22 protein-coding genes, 3 rRNA genes and 1 pseudogene are annotated in these 25,902 nt (G+C 68.4%); 20 read left to right on the top strand and 6 right to left on the bottom strand.

Annotated features, from left to right (window positions below; translation table 11 throughout):
* Positions 1 to 262: 262 nt before the first annotated feature.
* The 3 genes from OG580_RS07605 to OG580_RS07595 all read left to right on the top strand — a co-directional run bounded on the left by OG580_RS07605 (position 263) and on the right by OG580_RS07595 (position 2,451).
* Positions 263 to 1,408 carry a GAF domain-containing sensor histidine kinase gene (locus tag OG580_RS07605; protein WP_267042865.1) on the top strand — a complete coding sequence of 382 codons (1,146 nt, stop codon included), beginning with the start codon at positions 263 to 265 and terminating at the stop codon, positions 1,406 to 1,408.
* The gene (locus OG580_RS07600) at positions 1,401 to 2,045 is read left to right on the top strand and encodes a response regulator transcription factor (protein ID WP_267042864.1); all 645 of its coding nucleotides are present in this window, start codon (positions 1,401 to 1,403) and stop codon (positions 2,043 to 2,045) included. The genes OG580_RS07605 and OG580_RS07600 overlap by 8 nt, the downstream gene beginning before the upstream one ends.
* A gap of 163 nt (positions 2,046 to 2,208) precedes the next feature.
* Entirely contained in the window at positions 2,209 to 2,451 is a 243-nt protein-coding gene (locus OG580_RS07595) for a chaplin (RefSeq protein WP_030322753.1), read from the top strand.
* 115 nt (positions 2,452 to 2,566) lie between these two features.
* Here the strand turns inward: OG580_RS07595 and OG580_RS07590 are convergent, their stop codons facing one another.
* Positions 2,567 to 3,358 carry a hypothetical protein gene (locus tag OG580_RS07590; protein ID WP_267042863.1) on the bottom strand — a complete coding sequence of 264 codons (792 nt, stop codon included), beginning with the start codon at positions 3,356 to 3,358 and terminating at the stop codon, positions 2,567 to 2,569.
* Positions 3,359 to 3,494: 136 nt separating this feature from the next.
* On the opposite strand from OG580_RS07590, the gene OG580_RS07585 reads away from it, so the two are divergent.
* From OG580_RS07585 to OG580_RS07570, 4 genes are all read left to right on the top strand, one after another.
* On the top strand, positions 3,495 to 4,292 hold the full coding sequence (locus OG580_RS07585; RefSeq protein ID WP_267042862.1) for an ABC transporter ATP-binding protein: 798 nt from the start codon (positions 3,495 to 3,497) through the stop codon (positions 4,290 to 4,292).
* A 76-nt stretch (positions 4,293 to 4,368) separates the two neighbouring features.
* On the top strand, positions 4,369 to 4,800 hold the full coding sequence (locus tag OG580_RS07580; protein ID WP_267042861.1) for an NfeD family protein: 432 nt from the start codon (positions 4,369 to 4,371) through the stop codon (positions 4,798 to 4,800).
* Between the two features lie 101 nt (positions 4,801 to 4,901).
* The gene (locus tag OG580_RS07575) at positions 4,902 to 5,840 is read left to right on the top strand and encodes an SPFH domain-containing protein (RefSeq protein WP_267042860.1); all 939 of its coding nucleotides are present in this window, start codon (positions 4,902 to 4,904) and stop codon (positions 5,838 to 5,840) included.
* A gap of 92 nt (positions 5,841 to 5,932) precedes the next feature.
* A complete protein-coding gene (locus OG580_RS07570; RefSeq protein ID WP_267042859.1) occupies positions 5,933 to 6,706 on the top strand; it encodes a sulfite exporter TauE/SafE family protein in 774 nt (257 codons plus the stop codon).
* Positions 6,707 to 6,797: 91 nt separating this feature from the next.
* Here the strand turns inward: OG580_RS07570 and OG580_RS07565 are convergent, their stop codons facing one another.
* The 3 genes from OG580_RS07565 to OG580_RS07555 form a co-directional block, all read right to left on the bottom strand.
* Positions 6,798 to 7,304 carry an HNH endonuclease gene (locus tag OG580_RS07565; RefSeq protein WP_267042858.1) on the bottom strand — a complete coding sequence of 169 codons (507 nt, stop codon included), beginning with the start codon at positions 7,302 to 7,304 and terminating at the stop codon, positions 6,798 to 6,800.
* A gap of 166 nt (positions 7,305 to 7,470) precedes the next feature.
* The gene (locus tag OG580_RS07560) at positions 7,471 to 8,010 is read right to left on the bottom strand and encodes a YbhB/YbcL family Raf kinase inhibitor-like protein (protein ID WP_267042857.1); all 540 of its coding nucleotides are present in this window, start codon (positions 8,008 to 8,010) and stop codon (positions 7,471 to 7,473) included.
* Between the two features lie 56 nt (positions 8,011 to 8,066).
* A complete protein-coding gene (locus OG580_RS07555; protein WP_267042856.1) occupies positions 8,067 to 8,849 on the bottom strand; it encodes a sporulation protein in 783 nt (260 codons plus the stop codon).
* A gap of 87 nt (positions 8,850 to 8,936) precedes the next feature.
* Between OG580_RS07555 and OG580_RS07550 the strand changes: the two genes are divergently transcribed.
* The 6 genes and pseudogenes from OG580_RS07550 to OG580_RS07525 all read left to right on the top strand — a co-directional run bounded on the left by OG580_RS07550 (position 8,937) and on the right by OG580_RS07525 (position 17,766).
* On the top strand, positions 8,937 to 9,599 hold the full coding sequence (locus tag OG580_RS07550) for a DNA-3-methyladenine glycosylase (protein WP_267042855.1): 663 nt from the start codon (positions 8,937 to 8,939) through the stop codon (positions 9,597 to 9,599).
* Positions 9,600 to 10,103: 504 nt separating this feature from the next.
* A 16S ribosomal RNA gene (locus OG580_RS07545) occupies positions 10,104 to 11,629 on the top strand.
* A 288-nt stretch (positions 11,630 to 11,917) separates the two neighbouring features.
* A 23S ribosomal RNA gene (locus OG580_RS07540) occupies positions 11,918 to 15,040 on the top strand.
* Positions 15,041 to 15,143: 103 nt separating this feature from the next.
* A 5S ribosomal RNA gene (gene rrf / locus OG580_RS07535) occupies positions 15,144 to 15,260 on the top strand.
* The 16S, 23S and 5S rRNA genes sit together here, the layout of an rRNA operon.
* 136 nt (positions 15,261 to 15,396) lie before the next feature.
* Positions 15,397 to 16,842, top strand: a pseudogene (locus OG580_RS07530) (hypothetical protein); the annotation flags it as partial.
* Between the two features lie 105 nt (positions 16,843 to 16,947).
* On the top strand, positions 16,948 to 17,766 hold the full coding sequence (locus OG580_RS07525) for a tetratricopeptide repeat protein (RefSeq protein WP_267047929.1): 819 nt from the start codon (positions 16,948 to 16,950) through the stop codon (positions 17,764 to 17,766).
* Positions 17,767 to 17,830: 64 nt separating this feature from the next.
* On the opposite strand, the gene OG580_RS07520 is transcribed toward OG580_RS07525, so the two are convergent.
* Positions 17,831 to 19,126 (bottom strand): DUF1015 domain-containing protein, encoded by a 1,296-nt coding sequence (locus tag OG580_RS07520; protein ID WP_267042854.1) that lies wholly within the window; start codon positions 19,124 to 19,126, stop codon positions 17,831 to 17,833.
* Positions 19,127 to 19,208: 82 nt separating this feature from the next.
* On the opposite strand from OG580_RS07520, the gene OG580_RS07515 reads away from it, so the two are divergent.
* From OG580_RS07515 to OG580_RS07500, 4 genes are all read left to right on the top strand, one after another.
* Positions 19,209 to 20,297 (top strand): HAD hydrolase-like protein, encoded by a 1,089-nt coding sequence (locus tag OG580_RS07515; protein WP_267042853.1) that lies wholly within the window; start codon positions 19,209 to 19,211, stop codon positions 20,295 to 20,297.
* Between the two features lie 146 nt (positions 20,298 to 20,443).
* Positions 20,444 to 21,499, top strand: coding sequence for an iron chelate uptake ABC transporter family permease subunit (locus OG580_RS07510; RefSeq protein ID WP_267042852.1), 1,056 nt, complete (start codon positions 20,444 to 20,446; stop codon positions 21,497 to 21,499).
* A complete protein-coding gene (locus tag OG580_RS07505; protein WP_267042851.1) occupies positions 21,496 to 22,530 on the top strand; it encodes an iron chelate uptake ABC transporter family permease subunit in 1,035 nt (344 codons plus the stop codon). Before OG580_RS07510 ends, OG580_RS07505 begins: the two co-directional genes overlap by 4 nt.
* Positions 22,527 to 23,411: an ABC transporter ATP-binding protein gene (locus OG580_RS07500; protein WP_267042850.1), complete on the top strand. Its 885-nt coding sequence runs from the start codon at positions 22,527 to 22,529 to the stop codon at positions 23,409 to 23,411. Before OG580_RS07505 ends, OG580_RS07500 begins: the two co-directional genes overlap by 4 nt.
* A gap of 26 nt (positions 23,412 to 23,437) precedes the next feature.
* On the opposite strand, the gene OG580_RS07495 is transcribed toward OG580_RS07500, so the two are convergent.
* Positions 23,438 to 23,785, bottom strand: a complete 348-nt coding sequence (locus OG580_RS07495; RefSeq protein ID WP_267042849.1) for an SCP2 sterol-binding domain-containing protein — start codon at positions 23,783 to 23,785, stop codon at positions 23,438 to 23,440.
* A 72-nt stretch (positions 23,786 to 23,857) separates the two neighbouring features.
* Here OG580_RS07495 and OG580_RS07490 point away from each other — a divergent pair, with 72 nt between their 5' ends.
* From OG580_RS07490 to OG580_RS07480, 3 genes are read left to right on the top strand one after another with little or no spacing between them, the layout of a single operon-like run.
* Complete coding sequence (locus OG580_RS07490) at positions 23,858 to 24,106, top strand: hypothetical protein (RefSeq protein ID WP_267047928.1); 249 nt, start codon at positions 23,858 to 23,860, stop codon at positions 24,104 to 24,106.
* Positions 24,107 to 24,113: 7 nt separating this feature from the next.
* On the top strand, positions 24,114 to 24,929 hold the full coding sequence (locus OG580_RS07485; protein WP_267042848.1) for a TlyA family RNA methyltransferase: 816 nt from the start codon (positions 24,114 to 24,116) through the stop codon (positions 24,927 to 24,929).
* Entirely contained in the window at positions 24,926 to 25,849 is a 924-nt protein-coding gene (locus OG580_RS07480; protein WP_024757739.1) for an NAD kinase, read from the top strand. The genes OG580_RS07485 and OG580_RS07480 overlap by 4 nt, the downstream gene beginning before the upstream one ends.
* Positions 25,850 to 25,902 lie beyond the last annotated feature (53 nt).

Raw genomic sequence — 25,902 nt, 5'->3', positions numbered from 1 at the left:
CGTAAGTGACGTGTGTCCTATGCGCGGGCTCACATCGGGCACGTAACAAACTCACCGGGCGTTGCGTCAGCAATGCATACCGTGAGGTAGCTCCTCCCCAAGGAGGAGCCGACCCCCGCCAGACCCCCGCCAGAGTCGCCCGGCACCTCGTTCCCCGGTACGTCCCACCCGCCGCAGGGCACTTCGACCTAGGTCCCGGGTCCCTCCCGAGGCCGTCTCCGGGCGGATACGTACGGTCACACCCCGCCGGTACGGTGAGGACATGAGCCACCGACCGAGCTCCGGCCTCGCCGCCGTGAGCACCGCCCTCCTCGCGATGAGCCGCCACCTGGAGGTCCGCGACGTCCTCAAGACGATCGTCGTCTCCGCCCGCGAGCTCCTCGACGCCGAGTACGCGGCCCTGGGCGTCCCCGACGACCACGGTGGCTTCGCCCAGTTCGTCGTCGACGGCGTCAGCGACGAGCAGTGGAAGGCGATCGGCCCGCTGCCCCGGCAGCACGGCATCCTCGACGCGATGCTCCACAAGGCCGAGCCCGAGCGGCTCGCCGACGTCCGTGAGGACCCCCGCTTCGGGGGGTGGCCGGCCGCCCACCCCGAGATGTCCGACTTCCTCGGCCTCCCCGTCAGGGACGGCGACGAGATCCTCGGCGCCCTCTTCCTCGCCAACAAACGCTGCCCCAAGGAGAGCGACGGCTGCGCCTTCACCGCCGAGGACGAGGAACTCCTCGCGATCCTCGCCCAGCACGCGGCCATCGCCCTCACCAACGCCCGGCTGTACGAGCGCAGCCGCGAGCTCACCATCGCCGAGGAACGCTCCCGCCTCGCCCACGAGCTCCACGACGCCGTCAGCCAGAAGCTCTTCTCCCTCCGGCTGACCGCCCAGGCCGCCGCCACCCTCGTCGACCGCGATCCCGCCCGGGCCAAGGGTGAGCTCCAGCAGGTCGCCGCGCTCGCCGCCGAGGCCGCCGAGGAGCTGCGCGCCGCCGTCGTCGAGCTGCGCCCCGCCGCCCTCGACGAGGACGGCCTCGTCCACACCCTGCGCACCCAGATCCAGGTCATGGACCGCGCCCACGCGGCCCGGGTGACCTTCGAGAGCCATGGGGTACGTGCCCTCCCCGCCGCTCAGGAAGAGGCGGTGCTCCGCGTCGCCCAGGAGGCCCTGCACAACGCCCTGCGCCATGCCGACGCGGAGCATGTCACCGTCACCCTGACCCGCAGCGGCCAGGGCGCGCGGCTCACCGTCGGCGACGACGGCAAGGGCTTCGACCCGCGTACGGTCCGCAGCGCCGGGCGCCACCTCGGTCTGGTCTCCATGCGGGACCGGGCCGGCGGCGTCGGCGGCGGCCTCACCGTGACCTCGGCCCCGGGCGAGGGCACCACGATCGAGATGGAGGTTCCCGGTGGCTGACAAGCCCATCCGTGTCCTGCTGGTCGACGACCACCAGGTCGTCCGCCGAGGCCTGCGCACCTTCCTTGAGGTACAGGACGACATAGAGGTGGTGGGGGAGGCCTCCGACGGCGCCGAAGGCGTCGCCCGGGCCGAGGAGCTCCGCCCCGACGTGGTCCTCATGGACGTGAAGATGCCCGGCACCGACGGCATCGAGGCACTGAAGCGGCTCCGCCGGCTCGCCAACCCGGCCAGGGTCCTCATCGTCACCAGCTTCACCGAGCAGCGCACGGTCGTCCCCGCGCTCCGCGCCGGTGCCTCCGGATACGTCTACAAGGACATCGACCCCGACGCCCTGGCCGGCGCCATCCGCTCCGTCCACGCCGGCCACGTCCTGCTCCAGCCGGAGGTCGCCGACGCGCTCCTCAGCCAGGAGGACTCCCCGGGGGGTACGGGCCGGGGCTCGACCCTCACGGAGCGCGAGCGCGAGGTCCTCGGCCTGATCGCGGACGGCAGGTCCAACCGCGAGATCGCCCGCGCGCTCGTCCTCTCGGAGAAGACGGTCAAGACACACGTCTCGAACATCCTGATGAAACTGGACCTGGCGGACCGCACCCAGGCGGCCCTCTGGGCGGTCCGCCACGGCCTCACCGACTGACGTGCGCGAAGGCGCCCCCCCAGTGCGCCGGGCGCACGACCGTTCAGTCCTTCATACCGTCGTGTGTATATCCCCCGTTCGGCGCAACCTCACGGGTGTGGCGGCGTTCTCCATGACGTGCTGCGGCGGACCGGCCGCAGCGATGACCAGGAGGATGTACCAAGTGAAGAACCTCAAGAAGGCCGCTGCCCTCACCATGGTCGCCGGTGGCATCGTCGCCGCCGGTGCGGGTGTCGCCTCGGCGCACGGCGCCGAGGCCACGGGTCAGGCCCTCAACTCGCCGGGCGTCGCCTCCGGCAACCTGGTGCAGGTCCCGGTCCACGTCCCCGTGAACGTCTCCGGCAACACGGTCAACGTGATCGGCCTGCTCAACCCGGCCTTCGGCAACCACGCCCTCAACGGCTGAGCACCCCGAAACCACCGGCCCCCGGACGATCCCCCCGGGGGCCGGCCCCATTTCCGAAACACCCTCAGACCCCGGGCCTCCGCCCTCAGCCCCCGGCCGCCCTCAGCCCCGGGTCTCAGACGCCCCGTTCCCGCTCCCGCTCCTCGACGTACGCGTTGTACGCGGCGACCTGCGCCCGCCGAGCCACCCGCTCCACCGGCCGCAGCGCCTCCCCCCGCGCAGCCATCTCCGACGCGCTGACCGCGCCCCCGTGCCCGTGGTCGTACGCCAGGTCCACCATCAGCCCCACCCGCTGGGCCAGCTCCAGAACCCGCACCGCCCGCGGCGGGTACCCGGGGGCCAGGACCTCGCGGCCCACCTCCGCCCGCGCCCGGTACGCCTCCCGCGCCGCGTCCGCCACAGGGCCCGACGCCGCCACGTCCAGCCGCGTCAGCACCTTCGTCGCGTCCCGCAGGGCCTCCGCGAGCTCCCGCTCCGCCTCGCCGAGCGACGGCACGTCCGCGGGCGGCGCCTCCCGCACTCCGAGACAGCGCCAGACGACCTCCACATGCAGGTCACCCGCCGAGCCCGCCTCCGAGACCTCCGGCACGAGGCCGTACGGCGCGCCGAAGCCCACCACCGCCTCCTCCGCTTCCAACGCGCGCGCGTTGAACTCCGGCGGCCCGCTCAGCCCCAGCGGATGCCCCGGCGCGGGCAGCGCCACCCGCCACCCGGTGACTCCGAGCCGCCGCAGCCGGCCCAGCGCCAGCGTCAGCCCCACCGGGCCCGCCTCACCCGGCAGCCCCTCCACGCGGTGCACCGCGTCCTCCCCGACAATGGCCAGCGCCGCGTCGTCCGGCGACACCGCCCCGGCCAGCAGGGCATTGCCCCAAGCGGCCAGGCGTCCTGAACGTGGTTCCGAAAGCATCCCCCCAGACTAGGGACTCACGACAGGGCCCTAGGGACCGGCCCGCTCCGCCGATAACGTAGGTTTTCCCCTGGACGCCGCGCCCATCGGTGCAAGGCGACGACACGACTCGACCGCAAGGGGAGACAACGCGCTCATGAGCGATGTACTGGAGCTGGTGGACGTATCCGTGGTCCGCGACGGACGGGCTCTGGTGGACGAGGTCTCCTGGTCGGTCAAGGAGGGCGAGCGCTGGGTGATCCTCGGACCCAACGGCGCCGGCAAGACCACCCTTCTGAACATCGCCTCCAGCTACCTCTTCCCCACCAAGGGCACCGCCCACGTCCTGGGCGAGCAGCTCGGCGGCGTCGGCACCGACGTCTTCGAACTCCGCCCCCGCATCGGCATGGCCGGCATCGCCATGGCGGAGAAGCTGCCCAAGCGCCAGACCGTCCTGGAGACCGTCCTCACCGCCGCGTACGGCATGACCGCCACCTGGCACGAGGACTACGACCCGGTCGACGAGGAGCGCGCGAAGGCCTTCCTCGACCGCCTCGGTATGAACGACTACCTGGACCGCAAGTTCGGGACGCTCTCCGAGGGCGAGCGCAAGCGCACCCTGATCGCCCGCGCGATGATGACCGACCCCGAGCTCCTCCTCCTCGACGAGCCCGCCGCCGGTCTCGACCTCGGCGGCCGCGAGGACCTCGTCCGCCGGCTCGGCCGTCTCGCCCGCGACCCGTACGCCCCCTCCATGATCATGGTGACCCACCACGTCGAGGAGATCGCCCCCGGCTTCACCCACGTCCTGATGATCCGCCAGGGCAAGGTCCTCGCCGCCGGCCCCGTGGAGACCGAGCTCACCTCCCGCAACCTCTCGCTCTGCTTCGGCCTCCCGCTCCTCGTCGAGCGCGTCGGCGACCGCTGGACCGCCCACGGCCTGCCCCTGAAGTAGCGGACCCGAGCGCCGGCGTCCCGCACAGCCGCCCGCGCCCTGTCCCGGAGGGACCCCACCGCCCTACCATGACCACGTGGACATCGACGCGTGGATCTGGTGGTTGATCGGCGCGGTGGGGCTCGGCATTCCGCTGGTCCTGACCGCGATGCCGGAGTTCGGCATGCTGTCCGTCGGAGCGGTCGCCGGGGCGGTGACCGCCGCGCTCGGCTTCGGCGTCGTCCCCCAGGTGATCGTCTTCGCCGTCGTCTCCGTGGCACTGATCGCGGTGGTCCGCCCGATCGCCGCCCGCCACCGCGACGACCGGCCCCGACTGGCCAGCGGCGTCGACGCCCTGAGGGGCCGTCAGGCCGTCGTCCTGGAACGGGTCGACGGCACCGGCGGGGGCCGCATCAAGCTCGCCGGCGAGATCTGGTCAGCCCGCGCACTCGACAGCGGACAGACCTTCGAACCGGGCGACCAGGTCGACGTCGTGGAGATCGACGGAGCGACGGCCGTCGTCATGTGACCGAACCTCACCCATGACGTTCCGCCGTCTGGGAAACTCGATCTGGATCATCGAAAAGCCATCCGGCAGACAACCGGTAGCGAAGGGCACGGGGGAACACGATGTCAGCAGTCATCATCGTCCTGATCATTCTGGTGGTGCTCGTCTTCATCGCCCTGATCAAGACGATCCAGGTCATCCCGCAGGCAAGCGCGGCGATCGTGGAGCGCTTCGGCCGCTACACCCGCACGCTGAACGCCGGACTGAACATCGTCGTCCCGTTCATCGACTCGATCCGCAACCGGATCGACCTCCGCGAGCAGGTCGTCCCGTTCCCGCCGCAGCCGGTGATCACCCAGGACAATCTCGTCGTCAACATCGACACGGTCATCTACTACCAGGTGACCGACGCCCGCGCCGCGACCTACGAGGTCGCCAGCTACATCCAGGCGATCGAGCAGCTCACCGTCACCACCCTGCGCAACATCATCGGCGGCATGGACCTGGAGCGGACCCTCACCTCCCGCGAGGACATCAACGCGGCCCTGCGCGGCGTCCTCGACGAGGCCACCGGCAAGTGGGGCATCCGCGTCAACCGCGTCGAGCTCAAGGCGATCGAGCCGCCGACCTCCATCCAGGACTCGATGGAGAAGCAGATGCGCGCCGAGCGCGACAAGCGCGCCGCGATCCTCACCGCCGAGGGAACCCGCCAGTCCGCGATCCTCACCGCCGAGGGCGAGAAGCAGTCCGCGATCCTCCGCGCCGAGGGCGAGTCCAGGGCCGCCGCACTCCGCGCCGAGGGCGAGGCGCAGGCCGTCCGCACGGTCTTCGAGGCCATCCACGCCGGCGACCCGGACCAGAAGCTCCTCTCGTACCAGTACCTCCAGATGCTCCCGAAGATCGCCGAGGGCGACGCCAACAAGCTCTGGATCGTGCCCAGCGAGATCGGCGACGCCCTCAAGGGCCTCTCGGGCGCCTTCGGCAACATGCCCGGCGGCGCCCCCGGCTTCGACACGAAGGACAGCCGGTCCGACCGGCGAGAAGAGCCCCCCGTTGACTGACACGTACACCTAAATCTCGTGCATGATCAGTGCGAGCCCCTCGACCCTGACGACCTCAGAGCGGGGAGGCGACTCACTGATCATGTAAGGAGATGGCGTTGTCCATCTGGGAAGCACTGGCGGTCTTCGCCGCCGGCATCGGCGCCGGCACCATCAACACCATCGTCGGATCGGGAACGCTGATCACGTTCCCGGTCCTCCTCGCGACCGGACTCCCTCCGATCACCGCGAACGTCTCCAACGCCCTCGGCCTCGTCCCCGGCTCCATCAGCGGAGCCATCGGCTACCGCCGCGAGCTCAAGGGCCAGAAGGCCCGCATCCTCCGCCTCGGCGCCGTCGCCCTCCTCGGCGGCCTCATCGGCGCGATCCTGCTCCTCGCGCTGCCGTCGGACGCCTTCGACGCGATCGTCCCCGTCCTCATCGGCCTCGCGCTCGTACTGGTCCTCCTCCAACCCCGCATCGCCGCCGCGGTGAAGCGCCGCCGCGAGCAGTCCGGCACCGAGGCCCACCCCGACGGCGGCCCCGTCCTCCTCGGCGGCCTCTTCTTCGCCAGCATGTACGGCGGATACTTCGGCGCCGCCCAGGGCGTCCTCTACCTCTCGCTCATGGGCCTGCTGCTCCACGACACCCTGCAGCGGATCAACGCCGTCAAGAACATCCTCGGCGCCCTGGTCAACGGGGTCGCCGCGGTCTTCTTCCTCTTCGTCGCCGACTTCGACTGGACGGCCGTCCTCCTCATCGCCGTCGGCTCGACCATCGGCGGCCAGATCGGCGCCAAGGTCGGCCGCAAACTGTCGCCCACCGTCCTGCGCGGAGTGATCATCGCGGTCGGCATCGTCGCGATCCTCCAGCTGACGCTGAAGTAGCGCCCCGGCCAGGCGCACGAAGGAGCCCGCCTCCCCACACCGGGGGAGGCGGGCTCCTTCGTACGTGACGGCAGGACCCGTACGAGACGGTCTACGCGGCCGAGTTCGCCAGCCACTCCGGCAGCTCGGAACGCTCACCCGCCCGCAGCGCCAGCAGCATCGCGTCCGCCGGCGACGGTACGAACGGGTCGTGCAGCAGCGGCATCCCCGCCTGCTCCGGCGTTCGGTCGGCCTTGCGGTGGTTGTCCTCGGCGCAGGAGGCGACGGTGTTCAGCCAGCTGTCCCCACCCCCCTGGGCACGCGGCACGACATGGTCGACCGTGGTCGCCCGCCTCCCGCAGTACGCGCACCTGTGTTGGTCCCGGATCAGGACCCCCCGCCTCGACCACGGTGCGTGTCTTCGGAAGGGCACCCGTACGTAACGGCACAGCCTGATCACCCGCGGCACCGGAAGGTCGACGGCGGCACCCCGCATCCGAAGATCGGGATGCGCCTGCTCGACGACGGCCTTGTCCTGTAGGACAAGCACCACCGCACGGTTGAGTGTCACCGTCGACAGCGGCTCGAAGCTCGCGTTCAGTACCAGCGTGTCCCGCATTGTGCCCACCTCCCGTGTGCCGGCCCCGCCCCGGAGCGGGGCGTGGGGGCCTGGATCAACGATGGCCGGGCCGGCCGGGGTCGGACAACGCAATTTTCCCGCGCAACAAAAGATGCCCGCTTCTGATCTCTCCAAGACCAGAAGCGGGCAAACAACAAACGAACGATCAGACCGCCGCGGGAGCCGCGTACTCACCGACCAACTGGGCACGGCCCAGCGTGTGGAAGCGAAGGTTGAAGCCGATGGCCGCCGGCGAGGCGTCCGCGTCCGGCCCGAGCTTCTCGCTGTCCACGGCGTACACCGTGAAGACATAGCGGTGCGCCGGATCCCCGGGCGGGGGAGCGGCCCCGCCGAAGTCCCTCGACCCGTAGTCGTTCCGCACGTGCACGGCCCCGTCCGGCAGCCCCTCGAACGACCCCGACCCGGCACCGGCCGGCAGCTCGGTCACCGACACCGGGACGTCGAACAACACCCAGTGCCAGAACCCGCTCCCCGTCGGGGCGTCCGGGTCGAAGCAGGTGACGGCGAAGCTCTTCGTCCCCGCCGGGAACCCCTCCCAGCGCAGCTGCGGCGAGGTGTTCCCCGCCGCGTACACCTGAGCGTCCTTCAGGACCCCGCCCGGCGTGATGTCGTCGCTCACCACGGTGAACGCCGCCACCGGCGGATGGAAGTCGTGGGGGAGCGGCGCCCTCTTGGCCTCGGACACGTGGAAACCTCCGTATCGCCCGTACCTACTGCCTCAGCAGCCTGTCCCGGCCGAGCCTAGAGCCAGTTGCGACGGCCGCCGACCTCGGCGAGCCACTGGTTGATGTACGCCGCCCAGTCGGTGGTGTGGAAGTCGTTCAGCCCGACCTTGAACGCACGGAAGGAGTCGCTGCCCTCACCGAACAGACCCGGCTTCTTGTCCATCTCCAGGACGACGTCCATCTCGCGCTCGTCGGCGACGAAGGTGATCTCGACCTGGTTGAGCCCGCGGTACTGCTGCGGCGCGAAGAACTCGATCTCCTGGTAGAAGGGCAGCTTCTGCCGCGTCCCCCGGATGTGCCCCCGCTCCATGTCCGCGCTCTTGAAGCGGAAGCCCAGACCGATGAAGGCGTCCAGGATCGCCTGCTGCGCCGGCAGCGGGTGCACGTTGATCGGGTCCAGGTCGCCGGAGTCCACGGCCCGGGCGATCTCCAGCTCGGTGACCACACCGATGTTCATGCCCCGCAGCTGCTGACCGGCGACAGAGGTCACCGGCGTCTCCCACGGAACCTCGAGACCGAACGGCACCACGTGCACCGCGCCGGCCTTCACCTCGAAGGCACCACCCAGCCGGACCTTGAGGAACTCGATGTCCTGCTTGTGCTCCTGGTCGCCACCCTCGACCTCGACCCGCGCCTGCAGCCCGACGGACAGCGCCTCGATCTGCTGGTCGACACTGCCGCCCTGGATCCGCACCTCACCCTGGACGACACCGCCCGGAACCACGTTCTCCTCGGAGAGCACGGTCTCCACGGTGGCCCCACCGGCACCCAGGCTCGCGAGCAGCTTCTTGAATCCCATGACTTCCACTCCTTCTCGGTACTGACCTCTACATACGCGCGACGACGGTAACCGGTTCCCCGTCGGCCGCCACTACGCTCGGACGCCATGAGCGAGAGCCCCTCCCGTACGCCGCTCCCGCGGTCCTTCTTCGACCGCCCCGTCCTGGAGGTGGCCCCCGACCTCCTCGGCCGCACCCTCGTCCGCGACTCGCCCGAAGGACGGATCGCACTCCGCCTTACGGAGGTGGAGGCGTACGCCGGCGCGATCGACCCCGGCTCGCACGCCTTCCGAGGCCGCACGGCACGCAACGCCGTCATGTTCGGCCCGCCCGGACACGCGTACGTCTACTTCACCTACGGCATGTGGCACTGCCTCAACCTGGTCTGCGGCCCGGAGGGCGAGGCGAGCGGGGTACTGCTCCGTGCGGGCGAGATTCTGTCGGGCACCGACCAGGCCCGAGCCCGCCGCCGCTCGGCCCGCCACGACACCGAGCTGGCCAGGGGCCCCGCCCGCCTGGCCACGGCCCTCGACGTGGCCCTCTCCCTCAACGGCACCGACATCTGCGCGGGCCCCGAAGCCCCGCTGTCCCTGCTCACGGGCACCCCCGCCACCCCGGACCGCATCAGCAGCGGCCCCCGCACGGGCGTGGGCGGCGACGGCGCCCCCCACCCCTGGCGCTTCTGGATCACCGACGACCCGACGGTCAGCCCGTACCGAGCCCACACACCACGGAAGCGCCGCCTTGACTCCGGCCGCCCGACCGCCTAACGTAGCCCGAGCCGCTGGAAACGGGCCTGCTTGTTCAAGCGCCCCGTTGCGGCCACCCACTACTCACGATGACTCCCCAGCAGGGGCGTATTTCGGCATTCCCGAAATTCGTTTCGAATGACTCGATTATGAGTCACCGGGGAAATCAGCTAAAGTAGTGAACACGCCGGAAGGGCCCGGAGCGAAAGCGAATGGGACCGGAAAGCACCGAGGAAATCGGATCGGAAAGATCTGATAGAGTCGGAAACGCAAGACCGAAGGGAAGCCCGGAGGAAAGCCCGAGAGGGTGAGTACAAAGGAAGCGTCCGTTCCTTGAGAACTCAACAGCGTGCCAAAAATCAACGCCAGATTAGTTGATACCCCGTCCATCTTCGGATGGTCGAGGTTCCTTTGAAAAAGTCCACCCTTAGCCGGGTGGCGCACAGCGAGGACGCTGTGAACGATCGGTCTTATTCCGACTCGATCGTTCCGCTCTCGTGGTGTCGACCCGATTACGGGTAAACATTCACGGAGAGTTTGATCCTGGCTCAGGACGAACGCTGGCGGCGTGCTTAACACATGCAAGTCGAACGATGAAGCCCTTCGGGGTGGATTAGTGGCGAACGGGTGAGTAACACGTGGGCAATCTGCCCTTCACTCTGGGACAAGCCCTGGAAACGGGGTCTAATACCGGATAACACCGGCTTCCGCATGGAGGCTGGTTAAAAGCTCCGGCGGTGAAGGATGAGCCCGCGGCCTATCAGCTTGTTGGTGGGGTAATGGCCTACCAAGGCGACGACGGGTAGCCGGCCTGAGAGGGCGACCGGCCACACTGGGACTGAGACACGGCCCAGACTCCTACGGGAGGCAGCAGTGGGGAATATTGCACAATGGGCGAAAGCCTGATGCAGCGACGCCGCGTGAGGGATGACGGCCTTCGGGTTGTAAACCTCTTTCAGCAGGGAAGAAGCGAAAGTGACGGTACCTGCAGAAGAAGCGCCGGCTAACTACGTGCCAGCAGCCGCGGTAATACGTAGGGCGCAAGCGTTGTCCGGAATTATTGGGCGTAAAGAGCTCGTAGGCGGCTTGTCACGTCGGGTGTGAAAGCCCGGGGCTTAACCCCGGGTCTGCATCCGATACGGGCAGGCTAGAGTGTGGTAGGGGAGATCGGAATTCCTGGTGTAGCGGTGAAATGCGCAGATATCAGGAGGAACACCGGTGGCGAAGGCGGATCTCTGGGCCATTACTGACGCTGAGGAGCGAAAGCGTGGGGAGCGAACAGGATTAGATACCCTGGTAGTCCACGCCGTAAACGTTGGGAACTAGGTGTTGGCGACATTCCACGTCGTCGGTGCCGCAGCTAACGCATTAAGTTCCCCGCCTGGGGAGTACGGCCGCAAGGCTAAAACTCAAAGGAATTGACGGGGGCCCGCACAAGCAGCGGAGCATGTGGCTTAATTCGACGCAACGCGAAGAACCTTACCAAGGCTTGACATATACCGGAAAGCATTAGAGATAGTGCCCCCCTTGTGGTCGGTATACAGGTGGTGCATGGCTGTCGTCAGCTCGTGTCGTGAGATGTTGGGTTAAGTCCCGCAACGAGCGCAACCCTTGTCCTGTGTTGCCAGCATGCCCTTCGGGGTGATGGGGACTCACAGGAGACCGCCGGGGTCAACTCGGAGGAAGGTGGGGACGACGTCAAGTCATCATGCCCCTTATGTCTTGGGCTGCACACGTGCTACAATGGCCGGTACAAAGAGCTGCGATGCCGCGAGGCGGAGCGAATCTCAAAAAGCCGGTCTCAGTTCGGATTGGGGTCTGCAACTCGACCCCATGAAGTCGGAGTTGCTAGTAATCGCAGATCAGCATTGCTGCGGTGAATACGTTCCCGGGCCTTGTACACACCGCCCGTCACGTCACGAAAGTCGGTAACACCCGAAGCCGGTGGCCCAACCCCTTGTGGGAGGGAGCTGTCGAAGGTGGGACTGGCGATTGGGACGAAGTCGTAACAAGGTAGCCGTACCGGAAGGTGCGGCTGGATCACCTCCTTTCTAAGGAGCACAGTACCGATTGCAGACAAACGTTCTGCACGGTCAGCTCATGGGTGGAACGTTGATTAGTTGGCACAGTCGCTGTCTGAGAGATCGTGAGTACTGCTTCGGCGTGGAAAACGGGATCGATGAATCGGCTGTGCTTGGCACGTTGTTGGGTATCTGAGGGTACGGCCGTATGGTCGTTGCCTTCGTGATGCCGGCCCCAGTGAACTTGCTTCTTTATGGAGCAGGGTGATGGGTGGCTGGTCGTTGTTTGAGAACTACACAGTGGACGCGAGCATCTGTGGCCAAGTTTTTAAGGGCGCACGGTGGATGCCTTGGCACCAGGAACCGATGAAGGACGTGGGAGGCCACGATAGTCCCCGGGGAGCCGTCAACCAGGCTTTGATCCGGGGGTTTCCGAATGGGGAAACCCGGCAGTCGTCATGGGCTGTCACCCATGCCTGAACACATAGGGCATGTGGAGGGAACGAGGGGAAGTGAAACATCTCAGTACCCTCAGGAAGAGAAAACAACCGTGATTCCGGGAGTAGTGGCGAGCGAAACCGGATGAGGCCAAACCGTATGCGTGTGATACCCGGCAGGGGTTGCGCATGCGGGGTTGTGGGATCTCTCTTTCACAGTCTGCCGGCTGTGAGACGAGTCAGAAACCGTTGATGTAGGCGAAGGACATGCGAAAGGTCCGGCGTAGAGGGTAAGACCCCCGTAGCTGAAACATTAACGGCTCGTTTGAGAGACACCCAAGTAGCACGGGGCCCGAGAAATCCCGTGTGAATCTGGCGGGACCACCCGCTAAGCCTAAATATTCCCTGGTGACCGATAGCGGATAGTACCGTGAGGGAATGGTGAAAAGTACCGCGGGAGCGGAGTGAAATAGTACCTGAAACCGTGTGCCTACAAGCCGTGGGAGCGTCGCTCATTGGGTTTACCCAATGGGTCGTGACTGCGTGCCTTTTGAAGAATGAGCCTGCGAGTTTGCGGTGTGTTGCGAGGTTAACCCGTGTGGGGAAGCCGTAGCGAAAGCGAGTCCGAATAGGGCGATTCAGTAGCACGCTCAAGACCCGAAGCGGAGTGATCTAGCCATGGGCAGGTTGAAGCGGAGGTAAGACTTCGTGGAGGACCGAACCCACCAGGGTTGAAAACCTGGGGGATGACCTGTGGTTAGGGGTGAAAGGCCAATCAAACTCCGTGATAGCTGGTTCTCCCCGAAATGCATTTAGGTGCAGCGTCGTGTGTTTCTTGCCGGAGGTAGAGCACTGGATAGGCGATGGGCCCTACCGGGTTACTGACCTTAGCCAAACTCCGAATGCCGGTAAGTGAGAGCACGGCAGTGAGACTGTGGGGGATAAGCTCCATGGTCGAGAGGGAAACAGCCCAGAGCATCGACTAAGGCCCCTAAGCGTACGCTAAGTGGGAAAGGATGTGGAGTCGCAGAGACAACCAGGAGGTTGGCTTAGAAGCAGCCACCCTTGAAAGAGTGCGTAATAGCTCACTGGTCAAGTGATTCCGCGCCGACAATGTAGCGGGGCTCAAGCGTACCGCCGAAGTCGTGTCATTGCAGCAATAGGGCCAACGCCCGCTGTGATGGGTAGGGGAGCGTCGTGTGCCGGGTGAAGCAGCCGCGGAAGCGAGTTGTGGACGGTTCACGAGTGAGAATGCAGGCATGAGTAGCGATACACACGTGAGAAACGTGTGCGCCGATTGACTAAGGGTTCCTGGGTCAAGCTGATCTGCCCAGGGTAAGTCGGGACCTAAGGCGAGGCCGACAGGCGTAGTCGATGGACAACCGGTTGATATTCCGGTACCCGCTTTGAAACGCCCAATATCGAATCAGGCGATGCTAAGCCCGTGAAGCCGTTCCGGACCCTTCGGGGAAAGGAAAGTGGTGGAGCCGGCGAACCAGACTTGTAGTAGGTAAGCGATGGGGTGACGCAGGAAGGTAGTCCAGCCCGGGCGGTGGTAGTCCCGGGGTAAGGGTGTAGGGCGTGTGATAGGCAAATCCGTCACACATTAAGCCTGAGACCTGATGCCGAGCCGATTGTGGTGAAGTGGATGATCCTATGCTGTCGAGAAAAGCCTCTAGCGAGTTTCATGGCGGCCCGTACCCTAAACCGACTCAGGTGGTCAGGTAGAGAATACCGAGGCGTTCGGGTGAACTATGGTTAAGGAACTCGGCAAAATGCCCCCGTAACTTCGGGAGAAGGGGGGCCATCACTGGTGATCGGATTTACTCCGTGAGCTGGGGGTGGCCGCAGAGACCAGCGAGAAGCGACTGTTTACTAAAAACACAGGTCCGTGCGAAGCCGTAAGGCGATGTATACGGACTGACGCCTGCCCGGTGCTGGAACGTTAAGGGGACCGGTTAGTCACATTTCGGTGTGGCGAAGCTGAGAACTTAAGCGCCAGTAAACGGCGGTGGTAACTATAACCATCCTAAGGTAGCGAAATTCCTTGTCGGGTAAGTTCCGACCTGCACGAATGGCGTAACGACTTCTCGACTGTCTCAACCATAGGCCCGGTGAAATTGCACTACGAGTAAAGATGCTCGTTTCGCGCAGCAGGACGGAAAGACCCCGGGACCTTTACTACAGTTTGATATTGGTGTTCGGTTCGGCTTGTGTAGGATAGGTGGGAGACTTTGAAGCCGTGACGCCAGTCATGGTGGAGTCGCCGTTGAAATACCACTCTGGTCGTGCTGGATGTCTAACCTCGGTCCGTGATCCGGATCAGGGACAGTGTCTGATGGGTAGTTTAACTGGGGCGGTTGCCTCCCAAAGGGTAACGGAGGCGCCCAAAGGTTCCCTCAGCCTGGTTGGCAATCAGGTGTTGAGTGTAAGTGCACAAGGGAGCTTGACTGTGAGACCGACGGGTCGAGCAGGGACGAAAGTCGGGACTAGTGATCCGGCGGTGGCTTGTGGAAGCGCCGTCGCTCAACGGATAAAAGGTACCCCGGGGATAACAGGCTGATCTTCCCCAAGAGTCCATATCGACGGGATGGTTTGGCACCTCGATGTCGGCTCGTCGCATCCTGGGGCTGGAGTCGGTCCCAAGGGTTGGGCTGTTCGCCCATTAAAGCGGTACGCGAGCTGGGTTTAGAACGTCGTGAGACAGTTCGGTCCCTATCCGCTGCGCGCGCAGGAATATTGAGAAGGGCTGTCCCTAGTACGAGAGGACCGGGACGGACGAACCTCTGGTGTGCCAGTTGTCCTGCCAAGGGCATGGCTGGTTGGCTACGTTCGGGAGGGATAACCGCTGAAAGCATCTAAGCGGGAAGCCTGCTTCGAGATGAGTATTCCCACCTCCTTGAGAGGGTAAGGCTCCCAGTAGACGACTGGGTTGATAGGCCGGATGTGGAAGCCCAGTAATGGGTGGAGCTGACCGGTACTAATAGGCCGAGGGCTTGTCCTCAGTTGCTCGCGTCCACTGTGTTAGTTCTGAAGCAACGAACAGTTGCTGGCTTTGAGCAGAACACAACTACAAAGTGTGCTTGTTCGCTCGAAACCGATAGGGTTTCGGTGGTCATAGCGTTAGGGAAACGCCCGGTTACATTCCGAACCCGGAAGCTAAGCCTTTCAGCGCCGATGGTACTGCAGGGGGGACCCTGTGGGAGAGTAGGACGCCGCCGAACAATATTTCAGGACCCCTGGTCCCAGCGTTCACGCTGGAACCAGGGGTCCTTTTGTTTTTGCTTGATTTTCCCGATGCGCGGCAGAGTGTCCGCTGCGCGAGAATGACTGCAGTACCCGAAGACAGGAGTCACCCACATGTCCACCAACTCTCCCGACGACCGTCCGGAGCGCGAGCCGCGTCGCAACGACGGTGGCGGTGGCGACCGGGGCGGCTTCCGCGGGCCGCGCCGTGACGACAACCGAGGCGGCGGCGCTGGCGGGTTCCGTCGAGACGACCGGCCGTCCTACCAGCGCGATGACCGTCGTGGCGAGCGCCGCGATGACAACCGCGGTGGCGGTGGCGACCGTGGTGGCTTCCGTCGTGACGACAACCGTGGCGGCGGCGCCGGCGGTGGCTTCCGTCGGGACGACAACCGCGGTGGCGGTGCCGGTGGTGGCACCGGTGGTGGCTTCCGTCGCGATGACAATCGCGGTGGTGGCGGTACCGGTGGTGGCTTCCGTCGTGACGACAGCCGTGGTGGTGGCACTGGCGGTGGTTTCCGTCGTGACGACAGCCGTGGCGAGCGGCCCGCGTTCCGTCGTGATGAGCGTCGGGATGACAACCGTGGTGGCGGTGGCGACCGTGGTGGCTTCCGTCGTGACGACAACCGTGGCGGTGGCACTGGCGGTGGGTTCCGTCGGGACGACAACCGCGGTGGTGGCACTGGCGGTGGGTTCCGTCGCGATGACAACCGCGGTGGTGGCGCCGGCGGTGGGTTCCGTCGTGACGACAGCCGTGGTGGTGGCGGCGACCGCGGTGGGTTCCGTCGTGATGACAACCGCGGTGGTGGCGCCGGCGGTGGGTTCCGTCGCGACGACAGCCGTGGTGGCAGTGGCGACCGTGGCGGTTTCCGTCGTGATGACAACCGTGGTGGTGGCACTGGCGGTGGGTTCCGTCGTGACGACAGCCGTGGCGAGCGGCCTTCGTACCAGCGTGATGAGCGTCGGGACGACAACCGTGGTGGCGGCGACCGTGGTGGGTTCCGTCGCGACGACAGTCGTGGCGAGCGGCCCGCGTTCCGTCGTGACGACAGCCGTGGTGGCGGTGGCGACCGTGGCGGTTTCCGTCGTGATGACAACCGTGGTGGTGGCACTGGCGGTGGGTTCCGTCGTGACGACAGCCGTGGCGAGCGGCCTTCGTACCAGCGTGACGACCGGCGGGACGACAACCGTGGTGGCGGCGACCGTGGCGGTTTCCGTCGCGATGAGCGGCCTTCTTCGTACCAGCGTGACGACCGCCGCGATGACAACCGTGGTGGCGGCGACCGTGGCGGTTTCCGTCGCGATGAGCGGCCTTCTTCGTACCAGCGTGACGACCGCCGCGATGACAACCGTGGTGGCGGCGACCGTGGTGGGTTCCGTCGTGACGACAGCCGTGGCGAGCGGCCCGCGTTCCGTCGCGATGAGCGTCGGGACGACAACCGTGGTGGCGGTGGCGACCGTGGCGGTTTCCGTCGCGACGAGCGGCCTTCGTACCAGCGTGACGACCGGCGGGACGACAGCCGTGGTGGCGACCGTGGCGGGTTCCGGCGGGATGACCGGCGGGACGGCGACCGTGGTGGGTTCCGTGGGCGGGACGACCGGGGTGGCTTCGGGCGTCGGGACGACCGTGACCGGGACCGTGGTGACCGCGCGCCGATCAAGCGTCTGCCGATCCCGGACGACGTCACCGGTGAGGAGATCGACCCGGATGTGCGCCAGGAGCTGATGAGCCTGCCCAAGGGGCTGGCCGAGGACGTCTCCCGCAACCTCGTCATGGTCGCCCAGCTGATCGACGAGGAGCCGGAGAGGGCGTACGAGTACTCCCGGGTCGCCCTGCGGCTCGCGTCGCGTGTCGCGGCCGTGCGTGAGGCGGCCGGGTTCGCCGCGTACGCCACGCAGAAGTACTCCGAGGCGCTGGCCGAGTTCCGGGCCGCGCGTCGGATGAGCGGTGGTGTCGAGCTGTGGCCCGTCATGGCCGACTGCGAGCGCGGCATGGGCCGTCCCGAGCGCGCGCTGGCGATGGCCGGCGAGCCCGAGGTGCAGAAGCTCGACAAGGCCGGACAGGTGGAGATGCGGCTCGTGGCCGCCGGCGCCCGTCGCGACATGGATCAGCTGGACGCCGCCATCGTGACGCTGCAGAGCCCCGAGCTCGCGTCCGGTGCCGTCCACCCGTGGACCGCGCGCCTGCGGTACGCCTACGCCGACGCGCTGCTCGCCGCCGGTCGTGAGAGCGAGGCGCGTGAGTGGTTCGCCAAGGCCCTGGAGGCCGACAAGGACGGCGCCACGGACGCTTCCGACCGGCTCGCCGAGCTGGACGGGGTCGAGTTCGTGGACGCGTTCGACGACTCGGAGGACGAGGTTCTCGAGGCTGTCGAGGGCGTCGAGGACGTGTCGGTCGAGGACGTGTCCGTGGAGGACGAGATCGACGACCTTGACGACGAGGACGAAGACGAGGACGAGGACTACGACGGCGACGTTCGCTGACGTGGGCATATGAGAAGGGCGGCACCCCCGGGGGGTGCCGCCCTTTCGTCGTTTCCGGGGTCTTTCAGTCCAGCGCGAGGCTTCTGAGGACCAGGCCGGTCGCGGGCTTCGGGCCGAACGAGGTCGACTTGCGGGGCATCGTGACGCCCTGCCGGGCGAGGTCCCGGACGACGTCCTCTCGTACCGGATGCATGAGAACGGCCGTGCCGCCGCGGCGTTCCGCCTGGGCGACCGCCGCCTCCGTGTCGTGGATGTAGGAGATGTCCTCGGGCGCGTCCGGGATGTGCCAGACATGCTCCAGGAGAGTGGAGTGCAGGACCGTCGCGTCCAGGGTGCGCCAGGCCTCGGGGCGGTCCGTGCGGATCGTGCGGTGGAGCAGGTCGGGGTCGGGGCGGTCGACGAGGTGGAAGGCGCCGTCGCCCGCGAGGAGGAAGGCGTTCCCGTCGGCCGCCGCCGTCGCGAGGGCCTCCAGGGCCGCCGGCAGGGGCTGGTCGATCCGGCGTACCCGGAAGGAGTCGCCGAGGGCCGTGAGGGCGTCGGCGACCGGCAGGCGGTTGAGGAGGCGGTGGATGGCGCGGACCCGCAGGGGGTAGCGGGCGGTGTCGATGAGCAGGACCAGGCCGTAGTTCCACGGGCCGGGAACGGCGTGCTCCTCGCGCAGACGCAGGTACGTCGCCCAGCGGTGGTGGCCGTCGGCGATCAGCGCCTGGTGGCGGCGGAGTTCGGTGGCGACGACGGCCTGCTCGGACGGGTCGGTCACCGCCCAGAGGCGGTGGTGGAAGCCGTCCTCCGTGGTGGTGGAGAGCAGCGGCTCGCTGCGGACCGCGCGCTCGACGACCGCGTCGGCGCCGCCGTCGCGGTCACCGACGTAGGTGAGGAGCAGGGGCTCCAGGTTGGCGGCGGTGGTCCGCATGAGGGCGGCGCGGTCCTCGACCACGTGCGGCATGACGTCCTCGTGGGGGAGGACCACGCCCTCGTCCGGGGTGGAGAGCTCCAGGGCCCCGATGATGCCCCGCTGGAGGATGCCGTCGCCTTGCTGCTCGTACACGTAGAGCGCGGGTTCCGGGTCCGGGGCGAGGACGCCGTCCGCGAGCCAGCGGTCGAGGGTGACGGCGGCCTTGCGGTGGCGGGTGCCGGCGGTGATCGCCTGCGGGAGGATCAGCCGGACGATGTTGTGCGGGTCCGCGGACTCCAGATGGAGCAGTCCGTCAGGTCGGACGACGACGTCGTAGGGGGGAGACGTCACGGCGGCGAGGCTGCCGACCCGCTCGGGGACGTAACGGAGTCCACGGAACGGGGCCAGACGCAGCCCTGCGGAGTCGTCGCGGACGTCGGCGGCCGCGTGACCTGAGGTGTTCATCTCGACATCGTATGTGTGCGTGGGCATGAGCGATGATCGGGGGAGCGGGGGAATTCTCACCCGGTGAGGCGAGGAGCGAGCGGTGACGGTGCGGAGCGGGCAGGGGCAGCAGGGCGACGGCGGCAGGACGCTGCCGGGAGGCAGTGCCGTGCCGTTGAGCGAGGCGTACGACACCGCGCTCCTCGACCTGGACGGTGTCGTGTACGCGGGTGGGGTGGCCGTCCCGTACGCCGTGGAGGCGCTGGGGACGGCGCGGGCCGGCGGGATGCACCTGGCGTACGTCACGAACAACGCGCTCCGGACGCCGGAGGAGGTCGCGGAGCACCTCACCGAGCTGGGAGTCCCGGCGGTGGCCGGGGACGTCGTCACCTCCGCGCAGGCGGTCTCGCGGCTGATCGCCGACGAAGTTCCGTCGGGGTCACGGGTGTTGGTCGTCGGGGGCGAAGGGCTGCGGGTGGCGCTGCGGGAGCGGGGGCTCGTGCCCGTGGAGTCGGCGGACGACGACCCCGCGGCGGTCGTGCAGGGGTACGGGGGGCCGGAGTTGCCGTGGGCGCGGTTCGCGGAGGCGGCGTACGCGGTGGGGCGGGGCGTGCCGTGGTACGCCTCGAACACCGACCTGACGATTCCCGGCGCCCGGGGGATCGGGCCCGGGAACGGGGCGGCGGTGGAGGTCGTGCGGATCGCGACGGGGGGTCGTGCCGAGCCGAAGGTCGCGGGGAAGCCGCTGCCGCCGATGCACCGTGAGACGGTGCTGCGGACGGGGGCGGCGCGGCCGCTGGTGGTGGGGGACCGGCTGGACACGGACATCGAGGGCGCGTTCAACGGTGGGGTGGACTCGCTGCTGGTCCTGACCGGGGTGACGGATGTCCCGCAGCTGCTCGCCGCGGTGCCGGAGCATCGGCCGACGTATGTGGCGGCGGATCTGCGGGGGTTGCTGGTGGGGCAGCCGGAGGTTGTCGCGGGGGATGGGGGAGCGTTCGTGTGCGGGGGATGGCGTGCGTCGGTCGGCGGGGGTGAGCTGGTGCTCGAGTCGGTCGGTGGGGACGGGGGCGACGCCGGTGCGGATGTGATGGACGGGGTGCGGGCGTTGTGCGGGGCGGCGTGGTCGGCTGCGGGGGACGGGGCGTGTGAGGCGGACGCGGGGAAGGCGCTGGCGCGGTTGGGGTGGTGAGGATTCCTCCATTCCCGCAGCTCCGTCCGTTCCGGAAACCGTGACGAGAGCGGGGTCGGTCCCCGGGGCCGGTGGTGGCTTCGGGGCGTGGTGAGCGTCGGGGGCAGGGGTGTTGGCGGGAAAGTTGGGTAGGCTAACCTAACTCCGTGTTGGTTGAGAGTCCCTCCCGAGCGAGCGCGGAGTCGACGTCTGCCGCCCAGTCTCCGACGCGCCGGAATTCCGTGCGTGCCGTCGGGTTGGGAGCGGCCGTCTTCGTCCTGCTGCTGGTCTGTGTCCTGAGCATCATGATCGGTGCCAAGCCGGTGCCGCTCGGGGACGTGTGGCACGGGTTGTTCCGGAACAGCGGCGTCGGCAATGACGTCGTCATCCATGACGTACGCGTCCCCCGTACCCTGCTCGGGCTGCTCGTGGGGCTCGCCCTCGGGCTCTCCGGGGCCGTGATGCAGGGGCTGACCCGTAATCCGCTCGCCGAGCCCGGGCTGCTCGGCGTGAACGCGGGGGCCGCTGCCGCGGTCGTCTCGGCCATCGCCTTCCTCGGGGTGTCCGACGTCAAGGACTACGTCTGGTTCGCCTTCGTGGGGGCCGCGGTCGTCGCGGTCGTCGTCTATCTCCTCGGGGGTAGCCGCAGTGCCACCCCCGTGCGTCTCGCGCTCGCCGGGACCGCCGCCACCGCCGCGCTCTACGGGTACGTCAACGCCGTCCAGCTGCTCAACTCCGCCGCCCTCGACCGGCTGCGGTTCTGGACCGTCGGGTCGCTCGCCTCCGCCGACATGGAGACCATCCGGCAGGTCGCCCCCTTCATCCTGGGGGGCGCCGTCCTCGCGCTGCTCATCTCGCGGCCCCTGAACGCCATGGAGATGGGCGACGACACCGCCCGGGCCCTCGGCGCGAACATCAACAGGACCCGGGTCATCGCCATGGTGTCCGTGACCCTGATGTGCGGCGCCGCCACCGCGGCCTGCGGCCCCATCGTCTTCCTCGGGCTGATGGTCCCGTACATGGTGCGGGCGATCACCGGGCCCGACATGCGCTGGATCCTGCCCTACGCGGCCGTCCTCGCGCCGGTCCTGCTGCTCGGCTCCGACATCGTCGGGCGGCTCGTGGCCCGGCCCTCCGAGCTCCAGGTCGGCATCGTGACCGCCCTCATCGGCGGGCCCGTCTTCATCCGACTCGTACGCCGCAAGAGGATGGCCCAGCTGTGACCACCAAGACCCTGCGGGCCGGCGGCGGGTTCTCCGTACGGTACGAGCCCCGGGCCGCGCTCTCCGTCCTCGGCCTCCTCGTGCTCACGCTCGCCGTCGCCGTCGTCCTCATCGGCACCGGGGACTTCCCCATGTCGCCCGGCGAGGTCGTCGACACCCTCCTCGGCAAGGGCACCGTCGTCCAGGAGTTCGCCGTCATGGACCTGCGGCTGCCGCGGGTCCTCGTCGCCGTCTTCGTCGGCGCCGCGCTCGCCGTCGGCGGGGCCGTCTTCCAGTCGGTCTCCCGCAACCCGCTCGGCAGTCCCGACGTCATCGGCTTCGGTCAGGGCGCCACCGTCGGCGCGCTCGCCGTCATCGTGCTCTTCCAGGGCAGCGCCGCCGCCGCGGCCGGCGGGGCCGTCGTCGGTGGGCTCGTCACCGGTGTCACGATCTATCTGCTGGCGTGGAAGAAGGGCGTGCACGGCTACCGGCTCGTCCTCGTCGGCATCGGCGCCGCCGCCATGCTCACCTCCGTCATCCACTATCTGATCACCAAGGCCAACCTGGCGGACGCCACTCGCGCCACCGTGTGGATGACCGGCTCCCTCGACGGGCGCGACTGGTCCCAGTTCTGGCCGCTGTTCGCCGTCTGCTGCCTCCTGCTGCCGCTCGTCCTCGGCCACGGCCGGGCCCTGCGCATGCTGGAGATGGGCGACGACGCCGCGTACGCCCTCGGGGTGAAGGTCGAGCGGACCCGGATCGTCCTCATGGCCTCGGCCGTGCTGCTCGTCGCCGTCGCCACCTCCGCCGCAGGACCGATCGTCTTCGTGTCGCTGAGCGCGCCCCAGCTGGCCCGCCGGCTGACCCGGGCGCCCGGCCCCAACCTCGCCGCCTCCGCCCTCATGGGCTCGGCGCTGCTGCTCATCGCCGACTGGATCGCCACCAACGCCTTCGGGGAGCGCCAGCTCCCGGTCGGCGTCGTCACCGGCATCCTCGGCGGCTGCTATCTGCTCTGGCTGCTCGTCACCGAACGCAAGGCGGGCCGGATATGACCACGAACAAGGACAACGGGAGTACGGGTATGGGCGGTCGGCAGAAGCAGCGTCTGAGTGCGGAGTCGGTCACCCTCGCGTACGAGCAGCGGGTCATCGCACGCGACCTGTCCGTCGGGATCCCCGACAACTCCTTCACCGTCATCGTCGGACCCAACGCCTGCGGCAAGTCGACCCTGCTGCGCGCCCTCTCCCGGATGCTGAAGCCCTCCGAGGGGCGGGTCCTGCTCGACGGGGCGTCGATCCACTCCCTGCCCGCCAAGAAGGTCGCCAAGACCCTCGGCCTGCTGCCCCAGTCCTCGATCGCCCCCGACGGCATCACCGTCGCCGACCTCGTCGCCCGCGGCCGCTACCCGCACCAGGGGCTGCTGCGGCAGTGGTCGCCGGAGGACGAGCGGATCGTCCAGGAGTCGATGGCCTCGACCGGCGTCGCCGAGCTGGCCGAGCGGTACGTCGACGAGCTCTCCGGCGGACAGCGGCAGCGCGTCTGGATCGCCATGGCGCTCGCCCAGCAGACGCCGCTGCTGCTCCTCGACGAGCCGACGACGTTCCTCGACATCCAGCACCAGATCGACGTCCTCGACCTCTGCGCCGAGCTGCACGAGACGCAGGGCCGGACGCTCGTCGCCGTCCTGCACGACCTCAACCACGCGGCCCGGTACGCGACCCACCTCATCGCCGTCCGCGGCGGCGAGGTCGTCGCCGAGGGCCCGCCGTCCGAGGTCGTGACGGCCGAACTGGTCGAGCGGGTCTTCGGGCTGCGCTGCCAGGTCATCGAGGACCCGGAGACCGGGACGCCGCTCGTCGTACCGGCCGGGCGCACGGCACGGGCCCGGAAGGCCGAGGGTGCGGCCGAGGCCGTGCCCGTCCTGCGGAAGTAGGCCGTCGGTGCCATGCCGCAGCGGTGCTACAGGAGCGAGCGCAGCTTCAGCAGGTCACGGAAACCGGCTTCCAGCCTGACCCGGCCGGAGGCCCACGCCTTCGCGAAGTTCAGCTCGCCGCCCACCATGGCCACCAGATCGTCACCGGTCATCGCGAGCCGGATCTGCGCCTTGGACGGCGGCGGGCCGGCCACCGTGTCCACGACCTCGATCCGGCCACCCGCGAGACGGCCCGTGAAGGTCGTGTCGAGGTCCGTGATGTGGCAGCTCAGGCTGCGGTCGAGCGCGGTCGCACTCCGCACGTCGCCGTCGGCCCGCGCGAGATTGTCCGAAAGTCTGTCCAGTGCGCCACGGCACTCGGTGATCGTCGCCATCGCGGTCGACCGTACCCCAGGGCTTCGCGATAGCGTCGGGGGATGAGCGATGCGACGACGGAGCCGGGACCGATGGAGCGGGAGACCGGGGAGGTGGCCGAAGCCGGCCACGAACCCGCCGCGCCCGCGCCGCTCGGCGTCGACCGGGAGCTCACCGGCCACGCCGCCGTCGACGCCCACCTGGCGCGTCTCGGCGAGGTGGACCACCTCCCGGCGGACGGACACCTGGCGGTGTACGAGGATGTACACCGTGGCCTGCGCGCCGAGCTGACCTCGCTCGACGCGCATCCCGCACCCCGTCCGCACGACAACAGGAGCTGAACCGAACGTGGCAGGAGTGGCACGCCGCCGTCTCGACGCCGAGCTGGTACGGCGCAAGCTCGCGCGCTCGCGCGAGCACGCCAGCCAGCTGATCGCCGCGGGCCGGGTGACCGTCGGCAAGACCGTCGCCACCAAGCCCGCCACCCAGGTCGAGACCGCCGCGGCCATCGTCGTCGTCCAGGACGACGACGATCCCGACTACGTCTCGCGCGGCGGCCACAAGCTCGCCGGGGCCTTCGAAGCCTTCGTACCGCAGGGGCTGCGGGTCGAGGGCCGGCGCGCCCTGGACGCCGGAGCCTCCACCGGCGGCTTCACCGACGTACTGCTGCGCGCGGGCGCCGCCCATGTCGTCGCCGTCGACGTCGGCTACGGCCAGCTGGCCTGGTCGCTGCAGAGCGACGAGCGCGTCACCGTGAAGGACCGGACGAACGTCCGCGAGTTGACGGTCGACGCGATCGACGGCGTCCCGGTCGACCTCGTCGTCGGCGACCTGTCGTTCATCCCGCTCGGCCTCGTCCTGCCCGCCCTCGTGGCGTGCACCGCGCCCGACGCCGACCTCGTCCTGATGGTCAAGCCGCAGTTCGAGGTGGGCAAGGAGCGGCTCGGTACGGGCGGAGTCGTGCGGAGCACCGAACTCCGGGCCGACGCCGTGAAGAACGTGGCCCGGCGGGCCGCCGAGCTCGGGCTCGGTGTCCTCGGCGTCACCGCCAGCCCGCTGCCCGGCCCCTCCGGGAACGTCGAGTACTTTCTGTGGCTGCGGGCAGGCGCGCCCGCGCTCGATCCGGCGGACGTCGACCGCGCCGTGGCGGAGGGACCTCGTTGAGCTCAACGGCAGCAGCACCATCGGGAACATCACGCACCGTCTTCCTGCTCGCGCACACCGGCCGACCCGCCGCCGTGCGCAGCGCCGAACTGGTCGTCCTGGGGCTGCTGCGCTGCGGCATCGGCGTCCGCGTCCTGGAGGCGGAGGCCTCGGACCTGCCACTGCCGCCGTCCGTCGAGAAGGTGCCGGAGGCCTGCTCCGACGCGCTCGACGGCTGTGAGCTGCTCGTCGTCCTCGGCGGGGACGGCACGCTGCTGCGCGGCGCCGAGTTCTCCCGGGCCTCCGGGGTGCCGATGCTCGGCGTCAACCTGGGCCGGGTCGGCTTCCTCGCGGAGGCCGAGCGGGACGACCTCGACAAGGTCGTCGACCGGGTCGTGACGAAGGCGTACGAGGTCGAGGAGCGCATGACGCTCGACGTCGTCGTGTACGAGAACGGCGACGTCCTGCACCGCGACTGGGCCCTCAACGAGGCGGCCGTCCAGAAGGTGTCCCCGGAGCGGATGCTGGAGGTCGTCCTCGCGATCGACGGCCGCCCGGTGACGGGCTTCGGCTGCGACGGGGTGATCTGCGCGACACCGACGGGCTCCACCGCGTACGCCTTCTCGGCGGGCGGGCCGGTCGTCTGGCCGGAGGTCGAGGCCCTGCTCATGGTCCCGATCGGGGCCCACGCGCTGTTCGCCAAGCCGCTGATCACCACCCCCGAGTCGGTCCTCGCCGTCGAGGTCGAGCCGCACACCCCGCACGGCGTGCTGTGGTGCGACGGGCGGCGGACCGTGGAGCTTCCGGCGGGCGCGCGGGTCGAGGTGCGGCGGGGCGCCGTGCCGGTTCGGCTGGCCCGACTGCACCACGCCTCCTTCACGGACCGGCTGGTCGCCAAGTTCGCCCTCCCGGTGTCGGGGTGGCGGGGCGCTCCGCACTGACGTACCTCCCGGGACTCCCCGGTCCCGAACGATCGGCGCGCCGGGGAGTTACG

Source organism: Streptomyces sp. NBC_00094 (assembly GCF_026343125.1).
In the GTDB taxonomy this organism is placed as follows: domain Bacteria; phylum Actinomycetota; class Actinomycetes; order Streptomycetales; family Streptomycetaceae; genus Streptomyces.
This window is presented reverse-complemented; position numbering and strand designations above follow the sequence as displayed.

Excerpts from the sequence above, each read along its gene's own strand:
- OG580_RS07605 (WP_267042865.1), top strand. The coding sequence starts at position 263 with ATGAGCCACCGACCGAGCTCCGGCCTCGCCGCCGTGAGCACCGCCCTC.
- OG580_RS07590 (WP_267042863.1), bottom strand. The coding sequence starts at position 3,358 with ATGCTTTCGGAACCACGTTCAGGACGCCTGGCCGCTTGGGGCAATGCC.
- OG580_RS07585 (WP_267042862.1), top strand. The coding sequence starts at position 3,495 with ATGAGCGATGTACTGGAGCTGGTGGACGTATCCGTGGTCCGCGACGGA.
- OG580_RS07575 (WP_267042860.1), top strand. The coding sequence starts at position 4,902 with ATGTCAGCAGTCATCATCGTCCTGATCATTCTGGTGGTGCTCGTCTTC.
- OG580_RS07570 (WP_267042859.1), top strand. The coding sequence starts at position 5,933 with ATGGCGTTGTCCATCTGGGAAGCACTGGCGGTCTTCGCCGCCGGCATC.
- OG580_RS07565 (WP_267042858.1), bottom strand. The coding sequence starts at position 7,304 with ATGCGGGACACGCTGGTACTGAACGCGAGCTTCGAGCCGCTGTCGACG.
- OG580_RS07555 (WP_267042856.1), bottom strand. The coding sequence starts at position 8,849 with ATGGGATTCAAGAAGCTGCTCGCGAGCCTGGGTGCCGGTGGGGCCACC.
- OG580_RS07550 (WP_267042855.1), top strand. The coding sequence starts at position 8,937 with ATGAGCGAGAGCCCCTCCCGTACGCCGCTCCCGCGGTCCTTCTTCGAC.
- OG580_RS07520 (WP_267042854.1), bottom strand. The coding sequence starts at position 19,126 with ATGAACACCTCAGGTCACGCGGCCGCCGACGTCCGCGACGACTCCGCA.
- OG580_RS07500 (WP_267042850.1), top strand. The coding sequence starts at position 22,527 with ATGACCACGAACAAGGACAACGGGAGTACGGGTATGGGCGGTCGGCAG.
- OG580_RS07495 (WP_267042849.1), bottom strand. The coding sequence starts at position 23,785 with ATGGCGACGATCACCGAGTGCCGTGGCGCACTGGACAGACTTTCGGAC.
- OG580_RS07490 (WP_267047928.1), top strand. The coding sequence starts at position 23,858 with ATGGAGCGGGAGACCGGGGAGGTGGCCGAAGCCGGCCACGAACCCGCC.